We start from the raw sequence: 18,761 nt of genomic DNA, 5'->3' as shown, positions 1-18,761 counted from the left end.
TCATAGGCGAAATATTCGCGATGCCAAGAGAGGACCCATGAAATGACTGCAGAAGAGTCCCTTCGTCTTGGGTGGGAAGAGTGGCTGAGCCTTCCCGGCCTCGGTCTGCCCGCGCTGAAAGCCAAGGTCGACACCGGGGCCAAGACCTCGGCGCTGCACGCCTTCGATATCGAAACCTTCGGCTCGTCCAGCAAACCGAAGGTGCGCTTTGCCGTGCATCCGGTGCCCGGGCGCACCGATATCACCATCGCCTGTTCCGCCCCGCTGCGGGACCGGCGCGAGGTAACCTCGTCCAATGGCGAGACCGAACAACGCTATGTGATCGAGACCGAGCTGGATATCGGCGGGCAGCGCGTACCAATCGAGGTGACCCTGACCGACCGCACCAACATGGCCTATCGCATGCTGTTGGGGCGGCAGGCGCTTCAGCCCGACTGGATCGTCAGCCCGACGGAAAGCTGTTGTCAGCCTCTGCTGAGCTACGACGTCTATCATTCCGCCAAGGTCAAGACCTCGGCCCCGAAACGCGCGCTGCGCATCGCCGTGCTGAGCCGGGAGAACAATTATTCCACCCGCAGGCTGGTCGATGAGGGCGAGGAGCGTGGCCACACGATTGAGGTCATCGACACGACGCGCTGCTACATGGCGATCAATTCGCTGGCCCCGGAAGTCCATTACGACGGCGCCCGCCTGCCCCGCTATGACGCCGTGATCCCGCGGATCGGGGCCTCGGTGACTGCCTATGGCACCGCCGTTCTGCGCCAGTTCGAAACGCTCGGCACGTTCTGCGTGAACGGCAGCGCGGGGATCACGGCGAGCCGCGACAAGCTCCATGCCCACCAGTTGCTGGCCCGCCACCGGATCGGGATGCCACGCACCGCTTTCGCGGCCTCGCCCAAGGATACCGGCAACCTGATTGGCCTCGTGGGCACCGCGCCGCTGATCGTGAAACTGCTGGAAAGCACGCAAGGCAAAGGCGTGGTGCTGGCGGAAACCCGAAAGGCCGCGCAATCGGTGATCGACGCGTTCCGGGGTCTCAAGGCCAATTTCCTTGTGCAGGATTTCGTCAAGGAAGCCGCGGGCGAGGACATTCGCTGCCTCGTGATCGACGGCAAGGTGGTCGCCGCGATGAAACGCAGCGCGGCGGGGGATGATTTCCGGTCAAACCTGCACCAGGGCGGCACTGCAAAGGCGGTGCGGATCAGCAAGGAGGAACGGGAGGCGGCGCTGCGATCTGCCCGGGTGTTCGGCCTCGGGATGGCCGGGGTGGACCTGTTGCGCGCCTCGGATGGCCCGAAGGTGCTGGAAGTCAACAGCTCGCCCGGCTTCGAAGGCGTGGAAAAGGCGACCGGCAAGAACATCGCCGCGCATCTGTTCGATGCCATAGAGAAGAAGGTGCGCCCGACGCCTGCCCGCAAGCGCAAGGGAAAATAGGGGTGTTTCGCCGCCTGTCGGCGTCGACCCATGGGCGGCCCTCCTCAACCCCCGGCTGACGCCGGAGGCCTCGTCATGCCGCGTTGCCACGGAACATCTGCGAGACCTGCGCTTCAGGCCGGTCGGATGTGATGGTGGTGAGGGCAGGATGCCTCCGGCGGAGGTATTTTTGCCAAGATGAACGGACGGGATTGGCTGGCGGCTCTGGACCTCTGGGGGCGCTTTCCTTATATCTTTGCTCAACAATTGGTTTTCCAAGCCGGATGGCACGCAAATGCAAGAGCAGCTGGAGGGCGCGCCCCTCATCAAACCATCTTCGACCGATCATCCTCTCTACGACGCGATCGTCGAGGCCTGCCGCACGGTCTATGACCCTGAAATCCCGGTCAATATCTATGACCTGGGCCTTGTCTACACGGTCGAGATCAGCGCTGAGAACGAGGTCGAGGTGACCATGACCCTGACCGCGCCGGGCTGTCCCGTGGCCGGTGAAATGCCCGGCTGGCTGGCCGATGCAATCCTGCCGGTGGCCGGGGTCAAGACGGTGAATGTCGAGATCACCTGGGACCCGCCCTGGGGGATGGAGATGATGTCGGACGAGGCGCGGCTGGAACTGGGCTTCATGTGAGATCAAGTCTTTTGGCTTGATTTTTGAATTATCAAGTCATATGACTTGAGGCATGATCACCTCCCCCCATCCCGTGGCCGTCCTTACCGGCGACCTCATTGGCTCAACCGATCATCCGCCTGAATGGACGACACAAGCGCTTGACCGTATCAAGACATGTGCGCATGAAATCAGGGCTTGGGACAACGCCGATGACCCGCGGTTCACCCGATATCGGGGCGATGGCTGGCAGATCGTCCTGAGCGAACCGCACCGCGCCCTGCGTGCTGCGCTCTTTATCCAGGCAAGCCTAAAATCCGTCCAGTCCGGAGCCCGGAGCCGCATTGCGATAGGCATGGGAGAAATCGACGACCTGCCGGTTGGCGACCTGTCAAACGCGTCTGGACCTGCGTTCATTGCCTCGGGCCAAGCCCTGGATGGCATGGCAAGGGACCAAGAGCTCGTCATCGCGGCGCGTGAGTCCGCGTATCTCCACAAAGGCATTGCCGTTCTGCTTGAACGGGAAGTGCAGGACTGGAGCCGCGAACAGGCCGAAGCCATGATGCACTTCCTTCCGCCGTCCACCCCGACCCTGAAGGATCTGGCAGATGCGCTTGGGGTCTCGCCGCAAGCCATTCATTCCCGGCTGAAAAGCGCCCATTGGCGAGAGGTTGTTCAAGCCGTCACGCATTGGGAAGCCCACGAGGAAAGCCGCCATGATTGAGACCGTCACCGCGCTGATCTTCGCCCATGTTCTGGCCGATTTCGCCTTTCAGACCAAGGCGATGGCCACGGGCAAGGACAGGCTGGGGCCGCTTCTGGCGCACACGGGCGTGGTCTTCCTGCTCAGCTATGCGGCACTTGGCGGGGCGCATTGGCCGGCGCTGTTCATCGCGGCGCTACATATGCAGATCGACTATGCCAAGGCGCGGCTTGGATCGGATGAGCGTCTTGCACATTTCCTGATTGATCAGGGCGCGCATGGGATGGCGATTTTGGCGGGCGGGCTGCTGTGGACCGATGCCTATGCCACGGGCCTTTGGGGGCAGATGCCGGGACTGACGGCACAAGCGCCCGAGGCGATGGCGCTGATTACGGGTTTTCTGCTGGCGACGCGGGCCGGGCAATTCGCCGTGGGCAAGCTGATGGCCCCCTATGCGCTGGCCCTGCCCGATACCGAGGGGCTGTCAAATGGCGGCGCGGTCATCGGCCTGCTGGAACGGGGGCTGACCTTCATCCTTGTGCTCAGCGGGCAGATGGCGGGCGTGGGCTTCCTGATCGCGGCGAAATCCTTCCTACGGGTGGGCAGTATCGAGAAGGACCGGACGCTGGCCGAATACGTTATCATCGGCACGCTCGCGTCGATCGGATGGGCGTTACTGGCCGGAATTGGCACCGCGGCGCTGATTTCCCATCTTGGAGGTGCTTGAGAACCGGCGTCGCCTGCCCTAAATTTGGGGTAACAGGAAAAGGACCATCCCCATGTTCGGCATTCCCGGCAAACAGGCCGTGACCGTCACAGACGCCGCAGCGCGCCAGATTTCCAAACTGATGGAGTCCGGCGGATCGCAGGGCTTGCGCATTGGCGTCAAGAAGGGCGGCTGCGCGGGGATGGAATACACGATGGAATACGTGTCCGAGATCGACCCGCTCGATGAGGTCGTCGAACAGGACGGCGCGCGGGTGATGATCGCGCCGATGGCGCAGATGTTCCTGTTTGGCACCGAGATCGACTACGAGGTTTCGCTGCTGGAATCGGGCTTCAAGTTCCGCAACCCGAACGTGGCCGATGCCTGTGGCTGCGGGGAATCGATCAAGTTCAAGGATATCGACGAGCTTCAGGCCGAACAGGCCGGGAAATGAGCCTGTCAGCGGAGGAAATTGCCTTCGCGAAAGAGCTGTTTTCGGACCTTGGTGAGCTGAGCACCCGGCGGATGATGGGCGGGCTTTGCCTTTATCACGAGGGCACGATCTTCGCGATTGTCCATGGGGACGGCTCGATTTGGCTGAAGGGTGCGGGCGATTTCATTGCCGAGCTGGAGGCCGAGGGCTGCACCCGCTGGACCTACACCCGCGACGGCGGAAAACCTACGTCGATGCCCTATTGGACCTTGCCGGACGCAGCGCTCGACGATCCGGAGATGGCCTGTGACTGGGCCCGCCGGGCGCTGCGCCACCTATAGCCCTTCCCGCCCCGCCGGTTTCGCGCTATCCCCTGCGCAAGCGTGATGAAGAAGGGTGTCGATATGGTCCGCAAGCTTGCCGCCGGGAACTGGAAGATGAACGGAACGGGCGCGAGCCTTGCCGAAGCGGAGGCGTTGAAAGCCGCCCTGCCCGCGCCCACGGTCGATGTGCTGATCTGCCCGCCCGCAACGCTGCTGTCCCGCATGTCTGACACGCTGTCGGGCAGCGCCATTGCCACGGGTGGGCAGGACTGCCATTCCGCCGAAACCGGCGCCCATACCGGCGATATCTCGGCCGCGATGCTGACGGATGCGGGGGCGACCCATGTGATCCTCGGTCATTCCGAACGGCGCACCGATCATGGCGAAACCGATGCAGACGTGCGCGCCAAGGCCAAGGCGGCGATTGCGGCGGGCCTGACGGCGGTGATCTGCGTCGGTGAAACGCTGGCCGAGCGCGAGGCCGCCAACACGCTGGCCATCATCGGCGGGCAACTGGCGGGGTCCGTCCCCGATCTGGTCAGTGCCGACCGTCTGGTGATCGCCTATGAACCGGTTTGGGCCATCGGCACCGGCAAGGTGCCCACGCTGCACCAGATCGGCGAAGTGCATGATTTCATCCGGGCGGAACTGGAAAAGCGCTTTGGCGTCGGTGTGGGCCGCGCGGTGCCGATCCTCTATGGCGGGTCGGTCAAGGGCGCGAACGCGGCTGAGATCTTCGCCGTCAGCAACGTGAACGGCGCTTTGGTGGGTGGGGCGTCGCTGAAAGCCGCCGATTTCCTGCCAATCGTCGAAGCTCTTCAGGCCTCCTGACGGGGGGTGACACGCAAATGAATGCCGTCCTTCGCGCGCACGGTCAGGAAGGCCACCGGCACCGGGTCTTTCCCTTCGATCCGCTCAAACCGGTAGCGTTTGAGCAGCATCGACAGCAATAGCGGCCCCTCGACCATGGCAAATCCCGCCCCCGTGCAGACGCGCGGCCCTGTGGAAAACGGCATATAGGCCTCGCGCTGGCATTTCTTGCCGTTCTCCGTCTGCCAGCGGGCCGGATCGAACCCGTCGGGATTGTCCCAGAGCCTTTCATGCCGGTGCAGGTGCCATGGGCTGAGAACGATCTGCGCACCCTTGGGCACGGCTCGGTTGCGGAAACGCTCCGGGCAGGCAGCCTCGCGCACCATCATCGGCACCGGCGGGTAAAGCCGCAGCGCCTCGCGGAACACATCCCGGCTTAACTTCAGCTTGGACATGACTGAAAAGTCAGGATTTTCCAGAGCCTGCGCTTCCTCTGCCACCCTGTCCTGCCACTCTGGGAAAAGCGCCATCAGGTAGAGCGTCCAGGCCAGAGCCGAGGCACTGGTCTCATGCCCCGCAAGGAAGAAGATCGCCACCTGATCGACCATTTCGCCGGTGCTGAAAGTCTGCCCCGTCATCGGGTCCGCCGTGGTCATGATCTTCGTGGCGAGGTCATCGGGCGCGGTCCCAGCCTCTATGTCCGCCATCCGCTCCGCCGTCAGCCGCGTGATCAGCCCCCGGATCGCCTTCGCCGTTTCCCGCGTCTTGCGCCGGTGCCCGCGCGGCAGGAAGCGCGGCAGGGGCAGGAAGGCGGCGAGGTTCAGGATGGGCTGCGTGCGCTGGTAATCGCGGAACTGGGTGAAGACCTGCGCGGCCACCTCGTGCTCGATGGGGATGGAAAAGAGCGTTCGGAAGATCACGTCCGCCGCAGCGTGGCTCATCTGTTCCTCAACCTCCACCTCACCCCGGCCCATGCGATCGCAGGCGGCCTCTGCCGCGGCCCACATGGCCGGGAAGGTATCTCGCAGGCGTCCGCCCTCGAAAGCCGGGTCGATGATCCGGCGTTGCCGTTTCCACGTTTCCCCGTTTGTCAAGAACACCGAGTCACCAAGCAGCGGGCGCAAGCCTTCGCCGATCCGGTCGGATTTTGGGAAATCATCGGGGCGGGTTTTCAGGACCAGATCCAGAAGCGCGGGTTCATTCACCATGAAGCTGCGGAAGAACGGCGTCTTGAACTCCGCCATCCACGCGCGATAGAGCCGCGCCGGCTGCGCCGACAGGATGTCCTGCCGGAAAAGCCGCAGATAGCGCCAGAGCGACACCCTGTCGGGGCGCGGTATGGGCTTGGGTGGGATCATGACAGGCTCCGATGCCGGTTGACCGGCTTGGCAATGCGCCCCGGCGAGGGCGCGCGGCCCGCGTAGCGGGTGGCCAACGTCAAAGGCCCGGCGGTGATCTGGAAATAGTCGTAATCGCCGGGCCGGTCGAAGGCATTGAGATACTGGAAATGCAGCTCGAACAGCTGCCATTTCAGGGCCTTCTGCCGCTCGGGGCTGAGGGTCTGCGTAAATGCCGCCGATATGACCAGCGGCCAACGCTGCCCCTCCGGCGCGACCCCCGTCACCGCCACGGGATCGCAGAGCGCGAAAGAACAGCCATCGCCCGGTGCGGTCACGTCGAGCCATGTGATCTCCTCTCGCGTGCTCAGAAACGCCAGATCCGCCCGCAACCGCCCCGCCTTTGGCAGGAACGAGACCATAGGCACCACATGGCCAAGCGTCAGCAGCGCCAGTTTCGGCCCGCTATCGGGCACCCTGCCCGCCCGGATCACATCGGCCAGCAGGGACACCGCCATATAGGCGCCCGAGGAATGGCCGACGACCAGCACCTCCTCCACATCCTCGGCCAGCGCCCCAGCGATCCGATCCGCGAACTCCCGCATCCGCGCTTCCTGAGCGGGCGGGTAAGCGCCGCCGCAACTCGCCGAAAACGCGTAATCATGCATCAGGTACCAGCCAAGCCAGGGGTCGCGCCGTTTGAACCAGCGCAGCACCAGCCAGGCCAGACTGGGCCACATCACCAGCGCCATGGCCGCGCGCAAAACAAACAGGCTCTGCCCGCCGGATCGTTCCCCTTCAATCCCCCGCAGCAGCGCCTCGGACCCCGCTAGCGCGCCATATGCCAGCGCAAAGCCAAGCCCAAGGGCCAGCCCAAGCTGCGCCAGCAGCAGCAGCACCGGGTAAAGCGCCGCGATCACCGGCCCTTTTCTGAGCCGCATCAGTCGGAAGAGCGCGCCGGAGCCGATATAGGCCCAGGCCGTTTTCAGCAGCTGCCAGTAGGTCGCGGCAATCCCGTGGCCCATGCTGTCCTTGACGATATCGGCCCAGACCAGCACCTCGATATCCGCCTGCGTCCGGTTCCCGTCTATCTCGGTTTCCACCGACCATCCGTAATAGCCCTCGGTCCGCTGCGGCCCCATCGTCAGCGCATATCCGGAAATTGCCGCCTGATCCTCGCCCCCACGCCGATACCGTTCACGATATTTGCGCGCGGGGACCGGGTCGAAGCCGGGAATATAAAGAACCCGCCGGGTCCTGACCTCTTGGCTCTGTGCCTCACTCATCACTCTACTCTGCACCGGCTTTCCGGCGCAGCATACAGGGAAAATCAGCCAAGGCTAAGGCCCGATCAGCCCAATTCGCCAAGCGCCGGGAAGGTTTCGAGGATCCAGAAGGACAGCGTTGTGAACGCCCCGGTCAGCAGCATCAGCCCCACGGCGATCAGCAAAAGCCCCATGATCCGCTCGATGAGCTTCATATGGCGTTTCAGCCGCGTCATCAGCCCCATGGCGCGTTCGATGAACATCGCAGCCAGCAGGAAGGGCACCCCGAGGCCGAGCGCATAGACCGCCAGCAGCGTCGTCCCGCGTGCGACGGACGATTCCACCGCCGCCAGCCCCAGAATCGCGCCAAGCTGAGGCCCGATGCAGGGGGTCCAGCCAAAGGCGAAAGCGAGCCCAAGCACATAGGCCCCAAGGGCCGAGCCCCCCCGGTCGCCCGCATCCATCCGCGCATCCCGGTCGAGAATCGAAATGCGGAAGACGCCCAGGAAATGCAGACCGAAGATGATCACGACCACCCCGGCAATCTTCGCCAGAAGATCCTGATTTTGCAAAAAGAACTGCCCGAAGATCGAGGCCGTGAAACCCAGAAACACGAACACCGTCGACAGCCCCAGGACGAAAAACGCCGCCGCCAGAACCGCGCGGCGCCGGCCCGTTCCTTCCTGCATCTCGTTCATGCTGATCCCGCCCATATAGGCGAGGTAAGGCGGCACGATGGGCAATACACAAGGGCTGAGGAAGCTCAGCACCCCGGCCGTCAGCGCGACCAGCATCGCGGGCAGGAGACCCGCATCGAAAAGATCAATTCCGAACATAAGCCCTTCCTGCCGCGCCGCGGGGCAAAAGACCAGCCCAAGCGATCTCACATTCCCGTGGACAAGTGCCGCAGCCTTGCGTAAGGCGCGGTTCATGACCCCCGATCACGATATCGACGCGCTCGGCCTGCTCTGCCCCCTGCCCGTCCTGCGCCTGCGCAAGGTGCTGCTGGCCGCCCGTCCCGGCGCGGTGATCCGCATCCTGGCCGACGATCCGGTCGCGCGCATCGACATCCCGCATTTCTGTGCCGAACAAGGCGTGGAGCTTCTGCTGACCGAGGCCATGGATCAAGGCACCGCCTTCACGATCCGCGCAGCCTGACCGCTTCTTCTTGGTCAAAATACTCACATCCCGACCGTGAAACCAGGACCGACACGCGCGTTTGGCGTCGCCTGTCCACGGGCGGGAATAGAGCGGCGCGGCAGCGCCTCCGCTGGATCACCTTACTCCGCTGCCGTCGCCATCGGGCTGCCCCCGGCGCGGAAGGAGGCCAACAGTTCCTCCCGGCGTCTGTTTGCGGCTTCGACATTGGCCTCTTTCACCGGGCCAAACCCCCGGACCTGACGTGGCAGATAGGCGATTTCCATTGCAATATCAGACGTTTCCGGGGTGACACTCGACAAGACTTCCGCCATGTCTGCCTCGTACTGACGGATCAGACCGCGCTCCATCTTGCGTTCTGCGGTGTAACCGAAGATATCGAGAGGCGTCCCGCGCAGCTTGCGCAGTTTGGAGAGCACTTTAAAACCGCGCCCCATCCAGGCACCGAATTGCCGCTTGCGGGGGCGACCCGACGGGTCGCGTCCCGGCAGCATCGGCGGCGCGAGGTGATAGCTGAGCTTCAGATCGCCTTCAAAAACCTCCCGCGCCTTCGCTTCGGTCTCCAGATGGAGCCGTGCAACCTCGTATTCATCCTTGTAGGCCAGCAGCTTATGATATCCGATTGCGACGGCCTCCTTCAGCGCCGCATCCTCCACGCCGTCCACCAGCTTGCGATACCGCTTGGCCAGCCGCTTGCCCTGATAGGCCACCAGATGCGCTTCGCGGAAGGCGATACGGTCCTCCAGCGATTTCGGCATTTCGACCACATCGCCACCGATCTTCGCCGCCTCCTCGGGGTGCAGCACCGCCCACCGGCCCAGTTCGAAGGCCTGCTTGTTGCGTTCCACCGCCGCGCCATTGAGCTCAATCGCGCCCAGGATCGCCTCGTGGCTCAGCGGCACCAGCCCGTTCTGCCAGGCGGCGCCGAGCACCATCATGTTGGAGAAGATGGAATCGCCCATCAGCCGGCGGGCAAGGTCCGAGGCATCGAAAAGCGCCAGCCCCTCCCCCAGACGTGCTTGAAGAGCGATCTCCAAGTCATTCACGGGAATACGGAATTCCGTATCACGGGTGAAGGCGCCGGTGATGATTTCATGGCTGTTGACCACGGCCTTGGTGCGGCCCGTCGTCATCAGGCCGAGCGTCTTGGCCCCGGCGCTGACCACCAGATCGCCGCCGATCACCGCATCGGCCTCGCCCACGGCGACGCGGATTGCGCTGATATCGTCGGGCCGGTCGGCCAGCCGCAGGTGGATATGCACCGCCCCGCCCTTCTGCGCGAGCCCGGCCATCTCGATCATGCCCGCGCCCTTGCCATCAAGCTGCGCCGCCTGCGCCAGAACCGCGCCCACGGTCACGACGCCCGTGCCGCCGACGCCGGTGATCACCACGTTATGGGTGCCGTCGATGGCGGGCAGGTCGGGCGCGGGCAGATGACCCACATCGACGCTGGCCGAGGCCTCCTTGCGGATCTTGCCGCCTTCCACGGTCACGAAACTGGGGCAGAAGCCCTTGAGGCAGGAAAAATCCTTGTTACAGCTCGATTGGTCGATGGCGCGCTTGCGGCCAAGTTCGGTTTCCACCGGCACGATGGACACGCAGTTCGATTGCACCCCGCAATCGCCGCAGCCTTCACAGACGTCGGCGTTGATGAAGACGCGCTTGTCGGGATCGGGGAAGGTGCCGCGCTTGCGGCGGCGGCGTTTTTCGGCGGCGCAGGTCTGCACGTAGATGATGGCAGAGACGCCCTCGATGTCCTGAAACCTCTCCTGCACGGTCATGAGGTCGTCGCGTTCATGGCGTTCGACGTCGCGCGGAAAGGCTGAAAAATCAATCTCTTCCTTAGGGTCGTAGATGAGCGCGATGTGTTTCACGCCCATGGCGCGGATTTCATGGGCGATGCGCGCCGGGTCCAGATCGCCCTCATTGTGCTGGCCGCCGGTCATGGCGACCGCATCGTTGAACAGGATCTTGTAGGTGATGTTGGTGCCCGCCGCGATGGCCGCGCGAATGGCCAGGATGCCGGAGTGGTTGTAGGTGCCTTCGCCCAGGTTCTGGAAGATGTGCTTGCGGGTGGAAAACGGAGCCTCGCCGGCCCAGTTCGCCCCTTCCGCGCCCATATGGGTGAAGGCCTCGGTGTTGCGGTCCATCCATTTGGCCATGAAATGACAGCCGATGCCCGCGCCCCCCCGCGCGCCTTCGGGCACCTTGGTGGAGGTGTTGTGCGGGCAACCCGAGCAGAACCACGGCAACCGCGTCGCCAGTTCCTGCGCGTTGTCGGCGCGCATGGCATCGGTCACCTGCTGGATGCCCGCGCGGATGCGGTCGGTGGCGCGGCCCTCGTCGATCAGGATATTGCCGAGTTTCACCGCGATATCGTTGGGGTCGAGCGCGTAATGGGTGGGGAACAGAACCTCGCCCTTGCCGCCCTTGTAGCCATAGACGCGGCGGCCGCGACGGTTGTCGAAGATGGCTTCCTTGATCTGAACCTCGATCAGTTTGCGCTTTTCCTCGACGACGACGATCAGCTCCAGCCCTTCGGCCCATTCCCCGAGGCTTTTCATGTCGAGGGGCCAGGTCTGCCCCACCTTGTAGGTGGTGATGCCAAGCCGCTCGGCCTCGTCTTCGTGGATGCCAAGGAGTTCCATCGCATGCACGAGGTCGAGCCAGTTCTTGCCCGCCGCGACGAAGCCGATCTTGGCACCGGGCTTGCCCAGAACCCGCTTGTCAATGCCGTTGGCCCGCGCAAAGGCCTCGGCGGCGAAGCGTTTATGGGCCAGAAGCCGTTCTTCCTGCGCGATCCAGTGATCGCCAAGGCGGATATTGAGCCCGCCGGGCGGCATGGTGAAATCGGGGCGGGTGAAGCCCATGCGGTCGGGGCGGCCATCGACGACGGAGGTCGCCTCGACCGTATCCTTCATAACCTTCAGCCCCACCCAGACCCCGGCAAAGCGGCTGAGCTCATAGCCGTAATGGCCGTAATCCAGGATCTCCTGCACGCCTGCGGGCGAGAGCACCGGCATATGCACATCGACCATCGCCCAATCGGACTGGTGGCAGACGGTGGAGCTTTCGCCGGTATGGTCGTCGCCCATGGCCATGATCACCCCGCCATGGGGCGAGGTGCCGGCCATGTTGGCGTGGCGCATCACGTCGCCCGAGCGGTCCACCCCAGGCCCTTTGCCATACCAGAGACCAAACACGCCGTCATATTTGCCCTCGCCCCGCAGTTCTGCCTGCTGCGACCCCCAAAGCGACGTGGCGGCGAGGTCTTCATTCAGGCCGGGACGGAACAGCACGTCGGCGGCCTTCAGCACCTTCTCGGCCTTGGTCATCTGCAAGTCGACCGCACCAAGGGGCGAGCCACGGTACCCGGTGACAAACCCGGCCGTGTTCAGCCCCGCCTGCTGGTCCCGCCATTTCTGCGCCAGCATCAGCCGCACCAATGCCTGCGTGCCGTTCAACAGAACAGGGGATTTTTCCAGATCGAAACGGTCGTTCAGTGAAACTTGTGCCAGTCCCATGGTCCTCTCCCGATGGAATGCCGCATTTTCCCGCATTATAGGTCAGCATTTGTGACCTTTCAAGCGATGTTTGGCTGACGCGCGGAGTTCTTCATTGAACTGTAAGGCAAATTGACTAGGTTGCCATGGGTAACAGGACACATCGTCAGGAAAAGAAAGTCTCTCCAATGGATTGGGACAAGCTGCGCATTTTTCACGCCGTTGCCGATGCGGGCAGCCTGACCCATGCGGGCGACACCCTGCATCTGAGCCAGTCCGCTGTCAGCCGCCAGATCCGCGCGCTGGAGGAAAGCCTTGATACGACACTGTTTCATCGCCATGCGCGCGGGCTGATCCTGACCGAACAGGGCGAATTGCTGTTCGACGCCACCCGTTCCATGTCGAAACGCCTTGATGCCGCCGCCGCCCGCATTCGCGACAGTGAAGAAGAGGTATTTGGCGAGCTGCGGGTCACCACGACCGTCGGATTCGGTACGCTCTGGCTCGCCCCGCGCCTGCCGCAGCTCTATAACAAGTACCCCGAATTGAAGATCGACCTGATCCTGGAAGAACGGGTGATGGACCTGCCAATGCGCGAGGCCGATGTCGCCATCCGCATGAAGGAACCGAGCCAGGCCGACCTGATCCGCAAGAAGCTGATGAGCGTGCGGATGCAGCTTTATGCCTCGCAAACCTATCTGGAAGCCAACGGCACCCCCGCCTCGCTGGAAGAACTGGGCCAGCACCGGCTGATCAGCCAGAACGCCCATTCCGCGCAAGTCAGCGCCGGGGCCCTGCTAGTGCGCGAGATCATGTCCTACGATGTGGGCAGCTTCCTGACGGTCAACAACTATTTCGGTGTCCTTCAGGGCGTTATTCACGATCTGGGCATTGGTCTGCTGCCGGATTACCTTGCAGAAGATTTCCCGCAGCTGGTCCGCGTCTTGCCAGAGGTGGAAAGCAACGAAGTGCCTGTTTTCCTTGCCTATCCGGAAGAGCTGCGCCATTCTAAGCGGATCGAGGCCTTCCGCGATTTCGTGACCGAGGAAATCATCGCGCATCGCCGGAAACGACGCGAACAAGAGGGGTAACGCGCGCCCGGCACCCGCAAAAAGTGTGAGCCATGTGCAACGCGCATAGCGGCATTGCGGCGATGCGGCGAAAAAACCCTTGATCGTTAACATGCTGCTGACTATTTCAGCATCAGTGACGGGCGATAGACATCGCGCGCTCACTACCTCCCTGTTGGACTTTGGCCGAGATTCGTCTCGGCCTTTTTTTTGGTCTAATCCCCTGCTATTGCGGCGCGATGCGCCTCGCGGTTTCGCTCAATTCAGACAGCTTTCAGGACTGGGACGGTCTTCTGGCCCTTCTGAACAAGGCTTTTGCCTTCATGGAAGGCCGCATCGATCCGCCATCCTCTCTTTTGCGCATGTCTGCTGATAGCCTGAAGCAGAAAGCCGCTGAAGAAGACCTTTTTCTGATCACGCAGAATTCCCGCCCAATTGCCTGTCTCTTCGGCCATCCGCAGAAAACGGAGTATTATATTGGCAAGCTGGCGGTGGATCGCAGACATCGCGGTACAGGGCTGGCCCGGCAGCTTCTGGATGCTGCAGCGCAGGAAGCGGTCCGGCGCGGGCTCAAGGGGCTGCGCCTGCAAACAAGGGTGGAGCTGCGCGAAAACCACCGGACATTCCGGGCCATGGGGTTCCATCTGATCGGTGCCAGCGCCCATCCGGGCTATGCGCGGGCCACATCGTTGACATTCCGCCGCCCCCTGTGACCTCTCACCCCTTTTCCCCGCCGGGGCCTTGCCCTAAAGAGTGCGCCAAGCGACCTGAGCCCCAAGGGACATCGAAGATCATGCAGGAACCGGCCATCACGCCCGACATCATCGCCGCGCACGGGCTGAGCCCCGATGAGTATGAGCGCATTCTGGAGATCATCGGCCGAGAGCCGACTTTCACGGAACTGGGCATCTTCTCGGCCATGTGGAACGAACATTGTTCCTACAAGTCCTCCAAGAAATGGCTGCGCACCCTGCCTACGGACGGCCCCCAGGTGATCTGCGGTCCGGGGGAGAACGCGGGCGTGATCGACATCGGCGACGGTCAGGCCGTGGTCTTCAAGATGGAAAGCCACAACCACCCTTCCTATATCGAACCCTACCAGGGCGCAGCGACCGGCGTGGGCGGCATCCTGCGCGATGTCTTCACCATGGGCGCGCGGCCAATTGCGGCGATGAACGCGCTATCGTTCGGCGCGGTCGATCACCCCAAGACCCGCCAGCTGGTCCATGGTGTGGTGGAAGGCATCGGCGGCTACGGCAACTGTTTCGGCGTGCCGACCGTGGGGGGCGAGGTTCGCTTCCACCCGGCTTATAACGGCAATTGCCTTGTAAACGCCTTTGCCGCCGGTTTGGCCGATGCCGACAAGATCTTCTACTCTGCGGCCTCCGGCGTTGGCATGCCGGTTGTGTATCTCGGGGCCAAGACGGGCCGCGACGGGGTTGGCGGCGCCACCATGGCCAGCGCCGAATTCGACGACACGATCGAGGAAAAGCGCCCCACCGTGCAGGTGGGCGACCCCTTCACCGAGAAACGCCTGATGGAAGCCTGCATGGAACTGATGCAGACCGGTGCCGTTATCTCGATCCAGGACATGGGGGCTGCGGGCCTGACCTGTTCGGCGGTGGAAATGGGCGATAAGGGCGGGCTTGGCATTCAGCTCAACCTCGACCATGTGCCGCAGCGTGAAGATGCGATGACCGCCTATGAAATGATGCTGTCGGAAAGCCAGGAGCGGATGCTCATGGTGCTGAACCCGGATCTGGAGGCAGAGGCCCGCGCGGTGTTCGAAAAATGGGATCTGGATTTTGCCATCGTGGGCGAGACGATCCCCGAGGACCGCTTCCTGATCATCCATGGAAACGAGGTCATGGCCGATCTGCCGTTGTCGAAACTCTCCTCGACCGCACCGGAATACGACCGCCCCTGGGTGGAGACCCCGGCAGCCGCCGAGATGGAACCCGTGACGGGTGTTGACCCCATCGACGGGCTGAGGGCGCTGATCGGATCGCCCAACTATGCGGCCAAGCAATGGGTCTATGAACAATATGACCACATGGTTATGGCCGACACGGTGCGCGCACCGGGGCTTGGCGCGGGCGTGACCCGCGTGCATGGCACCGACAAGGCGCTGGCCTTCACCTCGGACGTGACCCCGCGCTACGTCAAAGCAAACCCGTTCGAGGGCGGCAAACAGGCGGTGGCCGAGGCCTATCGGAATATCACCGCCACCGGCGCGCTGCCGCTGGCGACAACCGACAACCTCAATTTCGGCAATCCCGAAAAACCCGAGATCATGGGCCAGTTCGTGGGCGCGATCAAAGGGATCGGGGCGGCCGTGGCGGCGCTCGACATGCCGATCGTGTCGGGCAATGTTTCACTTTACAACGAAACCGACGGCAAGGGCATTCTGCCCACCCCCACCATCGGCGCGGTCGGACTGCTGGACAATGTGGCCGACCTGATCGGCGGGACTGCGCGCGACGGCCATGTGGCGGTTCTGGTGGGTGAAACCACCGGGCATCTGGGCCAGTCGGCGCTGCTGTATGAAGTGTTCAGCCGCGAAGACGGCGATGCGCCTCATGTGGATCTGGAGGCCGAGAAGCGCAATGGCGACTTCATCCGCGCCAACCGCGGCCTGATCGACATGTGTTCGGACCTCTCCGATGGCGGGCTGGCGCTGGCGGCGTTTGAGATGGCGGAAGCCTCCGGCGTGGGCGTCACGCTCGACGCGGGCGACACACCGACGCTATTCGGCGAGGATCAGGCGCGATACCTGATTGCCTGCTCTTTCGACAAGGCAGAAGCGCTGATGGTTGCCGCAGGACAGGCCGGCGTTTCGATCACGACCGTGGGACGGTTTGGCGGGGACAAGGTGCGCATGGGCGGATCCGAAGCGCCGCTGGCGGAGCTCTCTGCCACCTATCGAACCGCGTTTGCAGAAAAGCTCGGCTAACCACCGGCGCGGGAAAAAATCTTCGAAGATCTTTGCCAAGGATCTTCGAAGATCCTTTCACGTCGCGCCCTTGCGGGATACTTGGTCGCGGACTACATCTGGGAAGACAGACAGGAGTTGCCCATCATGCCCATTACGGCCCAGGACATCGAAGACCTGATCCGGGAAAGTCTCCCGAATGCGAAGATCATTGTCGAGGGCGATGACGGCGTCCATTTCTCCGCGCAGGTTGTGGATGAAAGCTTCAGGGGCATGAACCGGGTGCAGCAGCAACGCACGGTTTATGCGGCACTAAAGGGCAAGATGGACGGGGCCCAGGGCGAAGTTCATGCACTGGCGCTGACCACGAAGGCACCGGAGTGAGCCCATTTGGGACACCGGACTGATTATCACGATTTTGAGGAACGCCGAGATGAGCGCAGAGACCCAGATCAAGGACACTATCAAGGCCAATGACGTGGTGCTCTTCATGAAAGGCACCAAAACCATGCCGCAATGCGGGTTTTCCAGCCGCGTGGCGGGGGTGCTCAACTTCATGGGCGTCGAGTTTGCCGATGTGAACGTGCTGGCCGACGAAGAGATCCGGCAGGGAATCAAGGCCTTTTCAGACTGGCCGACCATCCCGCAGCTTTATGTGAAGGGCGAGTTCGTGGGCGGCTGCGATATCGTGACCGAAATGACCCTGTCGGGAGAGCTCGACACGCTTTTCGATGACAAGGGCGTTGGCTATTCGAAAGAGGCCGCCGACAAGATCCGGGCCGCGAACGCCTGAGGCACAAGGAATTTCGCCGCCTTCGGCGTCGATCCGCGCGGCCCGTTCCGGGCCGCGTTTTCTTTGGGGGCGCTGCCCCCGCCTCGTTTCAGGCGACTCCCCCGAGGTATTTTTGTCAAGCTGAAAGGGGCCGCGCGATGGTCGGCTCAGCTCTTCTTGGTGGCCCCTTTGCGCACATGTTTGGCCAGCCGCGAGGGGATCGATTTCTTGCGATCCTTGTAGGGGTTGGCATCGGCCTGGCTGCGCATATGCAGGCGAATTGGCGTTCCGGGCATGTCAAAGTCCTCTCGCAACCCATTGACAAGATAGCGGGAATAACTTTCCGGCAATTTCTCGGGCATCGAACACATGACCACGAATCCCGGCGGCCGTGTCTTGGCCTGGGTCATGTAACGCAGCTTGATGCGGCGCCCGGATGGTGCGGGGGGCGGATGCGCCTCGACCATGCCCGCCAGCCAGCGGTTCAGCGTCGCGGTCGGGACCCGGCGGTTCCACACATCATAGGCCCGCACAATCGCCTGTTGCAGCCGGTCGAGCCCCCGGCCGGTCTTGGCCGAGACGGTGACGAGTGGCGCCCCGCGCAGCTGCGGCAGCAGCCTCTCGAACGCCTCGCGCATGTCGCGCAGCTTTTCCTGCTTGTGCTCTTCCAGGTCCCACTTGTTGACCGCGACGACAACCGCGCGGCCCTCGCGTTCCGCCAGATCGGCGATGCGCAGATCCTGCTGTTCGAAGGGGATGGCGGCGTCGAGCAGCACCACGACGATCTCGGCGAATTTCACCGCGCGCAGACCGTCGGACACCGAGAGCTTCTCCAGCTTCTCCTGCACCTTGGCCTTCTTGCGCATCCCGGCGGTGTCGAAGATCCGCATCGGCGTGCCGTCCCAATCCACCGTCACGGCGATGGAATCGCGGGTGATCCCGGCCTCGGGTCCTGTCAGCAGACGGTCCTCGCCGATGATCTTGTTGATCAGGGTGGATTTACCTGCGTTCGGGCGTCCGATGACGGCGATCTGAAGGGGTTTGGTGCGCTCTGCTGCCTCCTCACCATCCTCGATGTCGATATCGGTGATGGCCTCTTCGGCCTTGGCCTCCGCCGCTTCGATGAGCGGTGACAGGACCACGGCCAGTTCGGCCATGCCCTCGCCATGTTCCGCCGACAGCGCCAGCGGATCGCCAAGCCCCAGCCCGAACGCTTCTATCACGCCAGCCTCTCCAGCGCGGCCTTCGGCCTTGTTGGCGGCCAGAATGACCGGCGTGCCGGAGCGGCGCAGGATGTCGGCAAAGACCTCATCCGTGGGCGTGATCCCGGTGCGGGCATCGACGAGGAACAGGCAGGCATCGGCCAGACCCACGGCGCGTTCGGTCAGGCGGCGCATGCGTCCCGGCAGGCTGTCATCATTGGCGTCTTCCAGCCCCGCCGTGTCCATCACGGTAAAACGAAGGTCGCCAAGCCGCGCGGCCCCTTCGCGCAGATCACGCGTCACGCCGGGCTGGTCATCGACCAAGGCCAGTTTCTTGCCCACGAGGCGGTTGAACAGCGTCGACTTGCCCACATTGGGACGCCCGACAATGGCCAGAACGAAGCTCATCGGCCCGTTATCCTTACTCTATCTAGATCGCGCGGCATAACGCGGCTGACAGGCAATGAAAAGCCGTCGTGACGCCAAACCCTCGAAAAAACTTGTGC

Annotated in this window: 18 protein-coding genes; 13 read left to right on the top strand and 5 right to left on the bottom strand. The window is 63.1% G+C overall.

Annotation, left to right across the window (positions count from 1 at the left end; genetic code table 11):
- Positions 1–42: 42 nt before the first annotated feature.
- The 7 genes from rimK to tpiA all read left to right on the top strand — a co-directional run bounded on the left by rimK (position 43) and on the right by tpiA (position 5,037).
- Positions 43–1,434 (top strand): 30S ribosomal protein S6--L-glutamate ligase, encoded by a 1,392-nt coding sequence (gene rimK, locus BKY26_RS07635; protein WP_071689806.1) that lies wholly within the window; start codon positions 43–45, stop codon positions 1,432–1,434.
- 274 nt (positions 1,435–1,708) lie between these two features.
- Positions 1,709–2,062 (top strand): SUF system Fe-S cluster assembly protein, encoded by a 354-nt coding sequence (locus BKY26_RS07630; protein ID WP_071689805.1) that lies wholly within the window; start codon positions 1,709–1,711, stop codon positions 2,060–2,062.
- A 52-nt stretch (positions 2,063–2,114) separates the two neighbouring features.
- Positions 2,115–2,765: a helix-turn-helix domain-containing protein gene (locus tag BKY26_RS07625; protein ID WP_071689804.1), complete on the top strand. Its 651-nt coding sequence runs from the start codon at positions 2,115–2,117 to the stop codon at positions 2,763–2,765.
- Positions 2,758–3,471: a DUF3307 domain-containing protein gene (locus tag BKY26_RS07620; protein ID WP_071689803.1), complete on the top strand. Its 714-nt coding sequence runs from the start codon at positions 2,758–2,760 to the stop codon at positions 3,469–3,471. Before BKY26_RS07625 ends, BKY26_RS07620 begins: the two co-directional genes overlap by 8 nt.
- A 52-nt stretch (positions 3,472–3,523) precedes the next feature.
- Positions 3,524–3,904 carry a HesB/IscA family protein gene (locus BKY26_RS07615; RefSeq protein WP_071689802.1) on the top strand — a complete coding sequence of 127 codons (381 nt, stop codon included), beginning with the start codon at positions 3,524–3,526 and terminating at the stop codon, positions 3,902–3,904.
- Positions 3,901–4,224, top strand: a complete 324-nt coding sequence (locus BKY26_RS07610; RefSeq protein ID WP_071689801.1) for a TfoX/Sxy family protein — start codon at positions 3,901–3,903, stop codon at positions 4,222–4,224. Before BKY26_RS07615 ends, BKY26_RS07610 begins: the two co-directional genes overlap by 4 nt.
- Positions 4,225–4,287: 63 nt before the next feature.
- Positions 4,288–5,037 (top strand): triose-phosphate isomerase, encoded by a 750-nt coding sequence (gene tpiA / locus BKY26_RS07605; RefSeq protein WP_071689800.1) that lies wholly within the window; start codon positions 4,288–4,290, stop codon positions 5,035–5,037.
- Here the strand turns inward: tpiA and BKY26_RS07600 are convergent.
- The 3 genes from BKY26_RS07600 to BKY26_RS07590 all read right to left on the bottom strand — a co-directional run bounded on the left by BKY26_RS07600 (position 5,025) and on the right by BKY26_RS07590 (position 8,454).
- The gene (locus BKY26_RS07600) at positions 5,025–6,374 is read right to left on the bottom strand and encodes a cytochrome P450 (RefSeq protein ID WP_071689799.1); all 1,350 of its coding nucleotides are present in this window, start codon (positions 6,372–6,374) and stop codon (positions 5,025–5,027) included. The two genes, tpiA and BKY26_RS07600, sit on opposite strands and share 13 nt — an antisense overlap.
- Positions 6,371–7,639 carry a hypothetical protein gene (locus tag BKY26_RS07595; RefSeq protein ID WP_071689798.1) on the bottom strand — a complete coding sequence of 423 codons (1,269 nt, stop codon included), beginning with the start codon at positions 7,637–7,639 and terminating at the stop codon, positions 6,371–6,373. Before BKY26_RS07595 ends, BKY26_RS07600 begins: the two co-directional genes overlap by 4 nt.
- Before the next feature lie 65 nt (positions 7,640–7,704).
- The gene (locus BKY26_RS07590; RefSeq protein WP_071689797.1) at positions 7,705–8,454 is read right to left on the bottom strand and encodes a cytochrome c biogenesis CcdA family protein; all 750 of its coding nucleotides are present in this window, start codon (positions 8,452–8,454) and stop codon (positions 7,705–7,707) included.
- Between the two features lie 94 nt (positions 8,455–8,548).
- Here BKY26_RS07590 and BKY26_RS07585 point away from each other — a divergent pair, with 94 nt between their 5' ends.
- Positions 8,549–8,776: a sulfurtransferase TusA family protein gene (locus BKY26_RS07585; protein ID WP_071689796.1), complete on the top strand. Its 228-nt coding sequence runs from the start codon at positions 8,549–8,551 to the stop codon at positions 8,774–8,776.
- Positions 8,777–8,898: 122 nt separating this feature from the next.
- On the opposite strand, the gene BKY26_RS07580 is transcribed toward BKY26_RS07585, so the two are convergent.
- Positions 8,899–12,336: an indolepyruvate ferredoxin oxidoreductase family protein gene (locus BKY26_RS07580; RefSeq protein ID WP_071689795.1), complete on the bottom strand. Its 3,438-nt coding sequence runs from the start codon at positions 12,334–12,336 to the stop codon at positions 8,899–8,901.
- 131 nt (positions 12,337–12,467) lie between these two features.
- Here BKY26_RS07580 and BKY26_RS07575 point away from each other — a divergent pair, with 131 nt between their 5' ends.
- From BKY26_RS07575 to grxD, 5 genes are all read left to right on the top strand, one after another.
- Positions 12,468–13,370 (top strand): LysR family transcriptional regulator, encoded by a 903-nt coding sequence (locus BKY26_RS07575; RefSeq protein WP_071689794.1) that lies wholly within the window; start codon positions 12,468–12,470, stop codon positions 13,368–13,370.
- A 218-nt stretch (positions 13,371–13,588) separates the two neighbouring features.
- Positions 13,589–14,062 (top strand): GNAT family N-acetyltransferase, encoded by a 474-nt coding sequence (locus tag BKY26_RS07570; RefSeq protein ID WP_071689821.1) that lies wholly within the window; start codon positions 13,589–13,591, stop codon positions 14,060–14,062.
- 80 nt (positions 14,063–14,142) lie between these two features.
- On the top strand, positions 14,143–16,302 hold the full coding sequence (purL, locus tag BKY26_RS07565; RefSeq protein WP_071689793.1) for a phosphoribosylformylglycinamidine synthase subunit PurL: 2,160 nt from the start codon (positions 14,143–14,145) through the stop codon (positions 16,300–16,302).
- Between the two features lie 126 nt (positions 16,303–16,428).
- On the top strand, positions 16,429–16,665 hold the full coding sequence (locus BKY26_RS07560) for a BolA family protein (RefSeq protein WP_071689792.1): 237 nt from the start codon (positions 16,429–16,431) through the stop codon (positions 16,663–16,665).
- Between the two features lie 49 nt (positions 16,666–16,714).
- The gene (gene grxD / locus BKY26_RS07555; protein WP_071689791.1) at positions 16,715–17,074 is read left to right on the top strand and encodes a Grx4 family monothiol glutaredoxin; all 360 of its coding nucleotides are present in this window, start codon (positions 16,715–16,717) and stop codon (positions 17,072–17,074) included.
- 146 nt (positions 17,075–17,220) lie between these two features.
- Here grxD and der read toward each other — a convergent pair whose 3' ends face one another.
- Positions 17,221–18,663, bottom strand: coding sequence for a ribosome biogenesis GTPase Der (gene der, locus BKY26_RS07550; protein WP_071689790.1), 1,443 nt, complete (start codon positions 18,661–18,663; stop codon positions 17,221–17,223).
- Positions 18,664–18,761: the final 98 nt, after the last annotated feature.

The organism is Nioella sediminis, assembly GCF_001879695.1.
Taxonomy (GTDB): domain Bacteria; phylum Pseudomonadota; class Alphaproteobacteria; order Rhodobacterales; family Rhodobacteraceae; genus Nioella; species Nioella sediminis.
Note: the sequence above shows the minus strand (reverse complement) of the source record. Positions and strands in the feature narration are given on the sequence as shown.

Coding starts and splice junctions, on each gene's coding strand:
- BKY26_RS07570 (WP_071689821.1), top strand. CDS start 13,589: ATGCGCCTCGCGGTTTCGCTCAATTCAGACAGCTTTCAGGACTGGGAC.
- BKY26_RS07625 (WP_071689804.1), top strand. CDS start 2,115: ATGATCACCTCCCCCCATCCCGTGGCCGTCCTTACCGGCGACCTCATT.
- BKY26_RS07600 (WP_071689799.1), bottom strand. CDS start 6,374: ATGATCCCACCCAAGCCCATACCGCGCCCCGACAGGGTGTCGCTCTGG.
- BKY26_RS07575 (WP_071689794.1), top strand. CDS start 12,468: ATGGATTGGGACAAGCTGCGCATTTTTCACGCCGTTGCCGATGCGGGC.
- BKY26_RS07610 (WP_071689801.1), top strand. CDS start 3,901: ATGAGCCTGTCAGCGGAGGAAATTGCCTTCGCGAAAGAGCTGTTTTCG.
- BKY26_RS07560 (WP_071689792.1), top strand. CDS start 16,429: ATGCCCATTACGGCCCAGGACATCGAAGACCTGATCCGGGAAAGTCTC.
- purL (WP_071689793.1), top strand. CDS start 14,143: ATGCAGGAACCGGCCATCACGCCCGACATCATCGCCGCGCACGGGCTG.
- tpiA (WP_071689800.1), top strand. CDS start 4,288: ATGGTCCGCAAGCTTGCCGCCGGGAACTGGAAGATGAACGGAACGGGC.
- BKY26_RS07630 (WP_071689805.1), top strand. CDS start 1,709: ATGCAAGAGCAGCTGGAGGGCGCGCCCCTCATCAAACCATCTTCGACC.
- grxD (WP_071689791.1), top strand. CDS start 16,715: ATGAGCGCAGAGACCCAGATCAAGGACACTATCAAGGCCAATGACGTG.
- BKY26_RS07585 (WP_071689796.1), top strand. CDS start 8,549: ATGACCCCCGATCACGATATCGACGCGCTCGGCCTGCTCTGCCCCCTG.
- BKY26_RS07615 (WP_071689802.1), top strand. CDS start 3,524: ATGTTCGGCATTCCCGGCAAACAGGCCGTGACCGTCACAGACGCCGCA.
- BKY26_RS07580 (WP_071689795.1), bottom strand. CDS start 12,336: ATGCGGGAAAATGCGGCATTCCATCGGGAGAGGACCATGGGACTGGCA.
- BKY26_RS07595 (WP_071689798.1), bottom strand. CDS start 7,639: ATGAGTGAGGCACAGAGCCAAGAGGTCAGGACCCGGCGGGTTCTTTAT.
- rimK (WP_071689806.1), top strand. CDS start 43: ATGACTGCAGAAGAGTCCCTTCGTCTTGGGTGGGAAGAGTGGCTGAGC.
- BKY26_RS07620 (WP_071689803.1), top strand. CDS start 2,758: ATGATTGAGACCGTCACCGCGCTGATCTTCGCCCATGTTCTGGCCGAT.
- der (WP_071689790.1), bottom strand. CDS start 18,663: ATGAGCTTCGTTCTGGCCATTGTCGGGCGTCCCAATGTGGGCAAGTCG.
- BKY26_RS07590 (WP_071689797.1), bottom strand. CDS start 8,454: ATGTTCGGAATTGATCTTTTCGATGCGGGTCTCCTGCCCGCGATGCTG.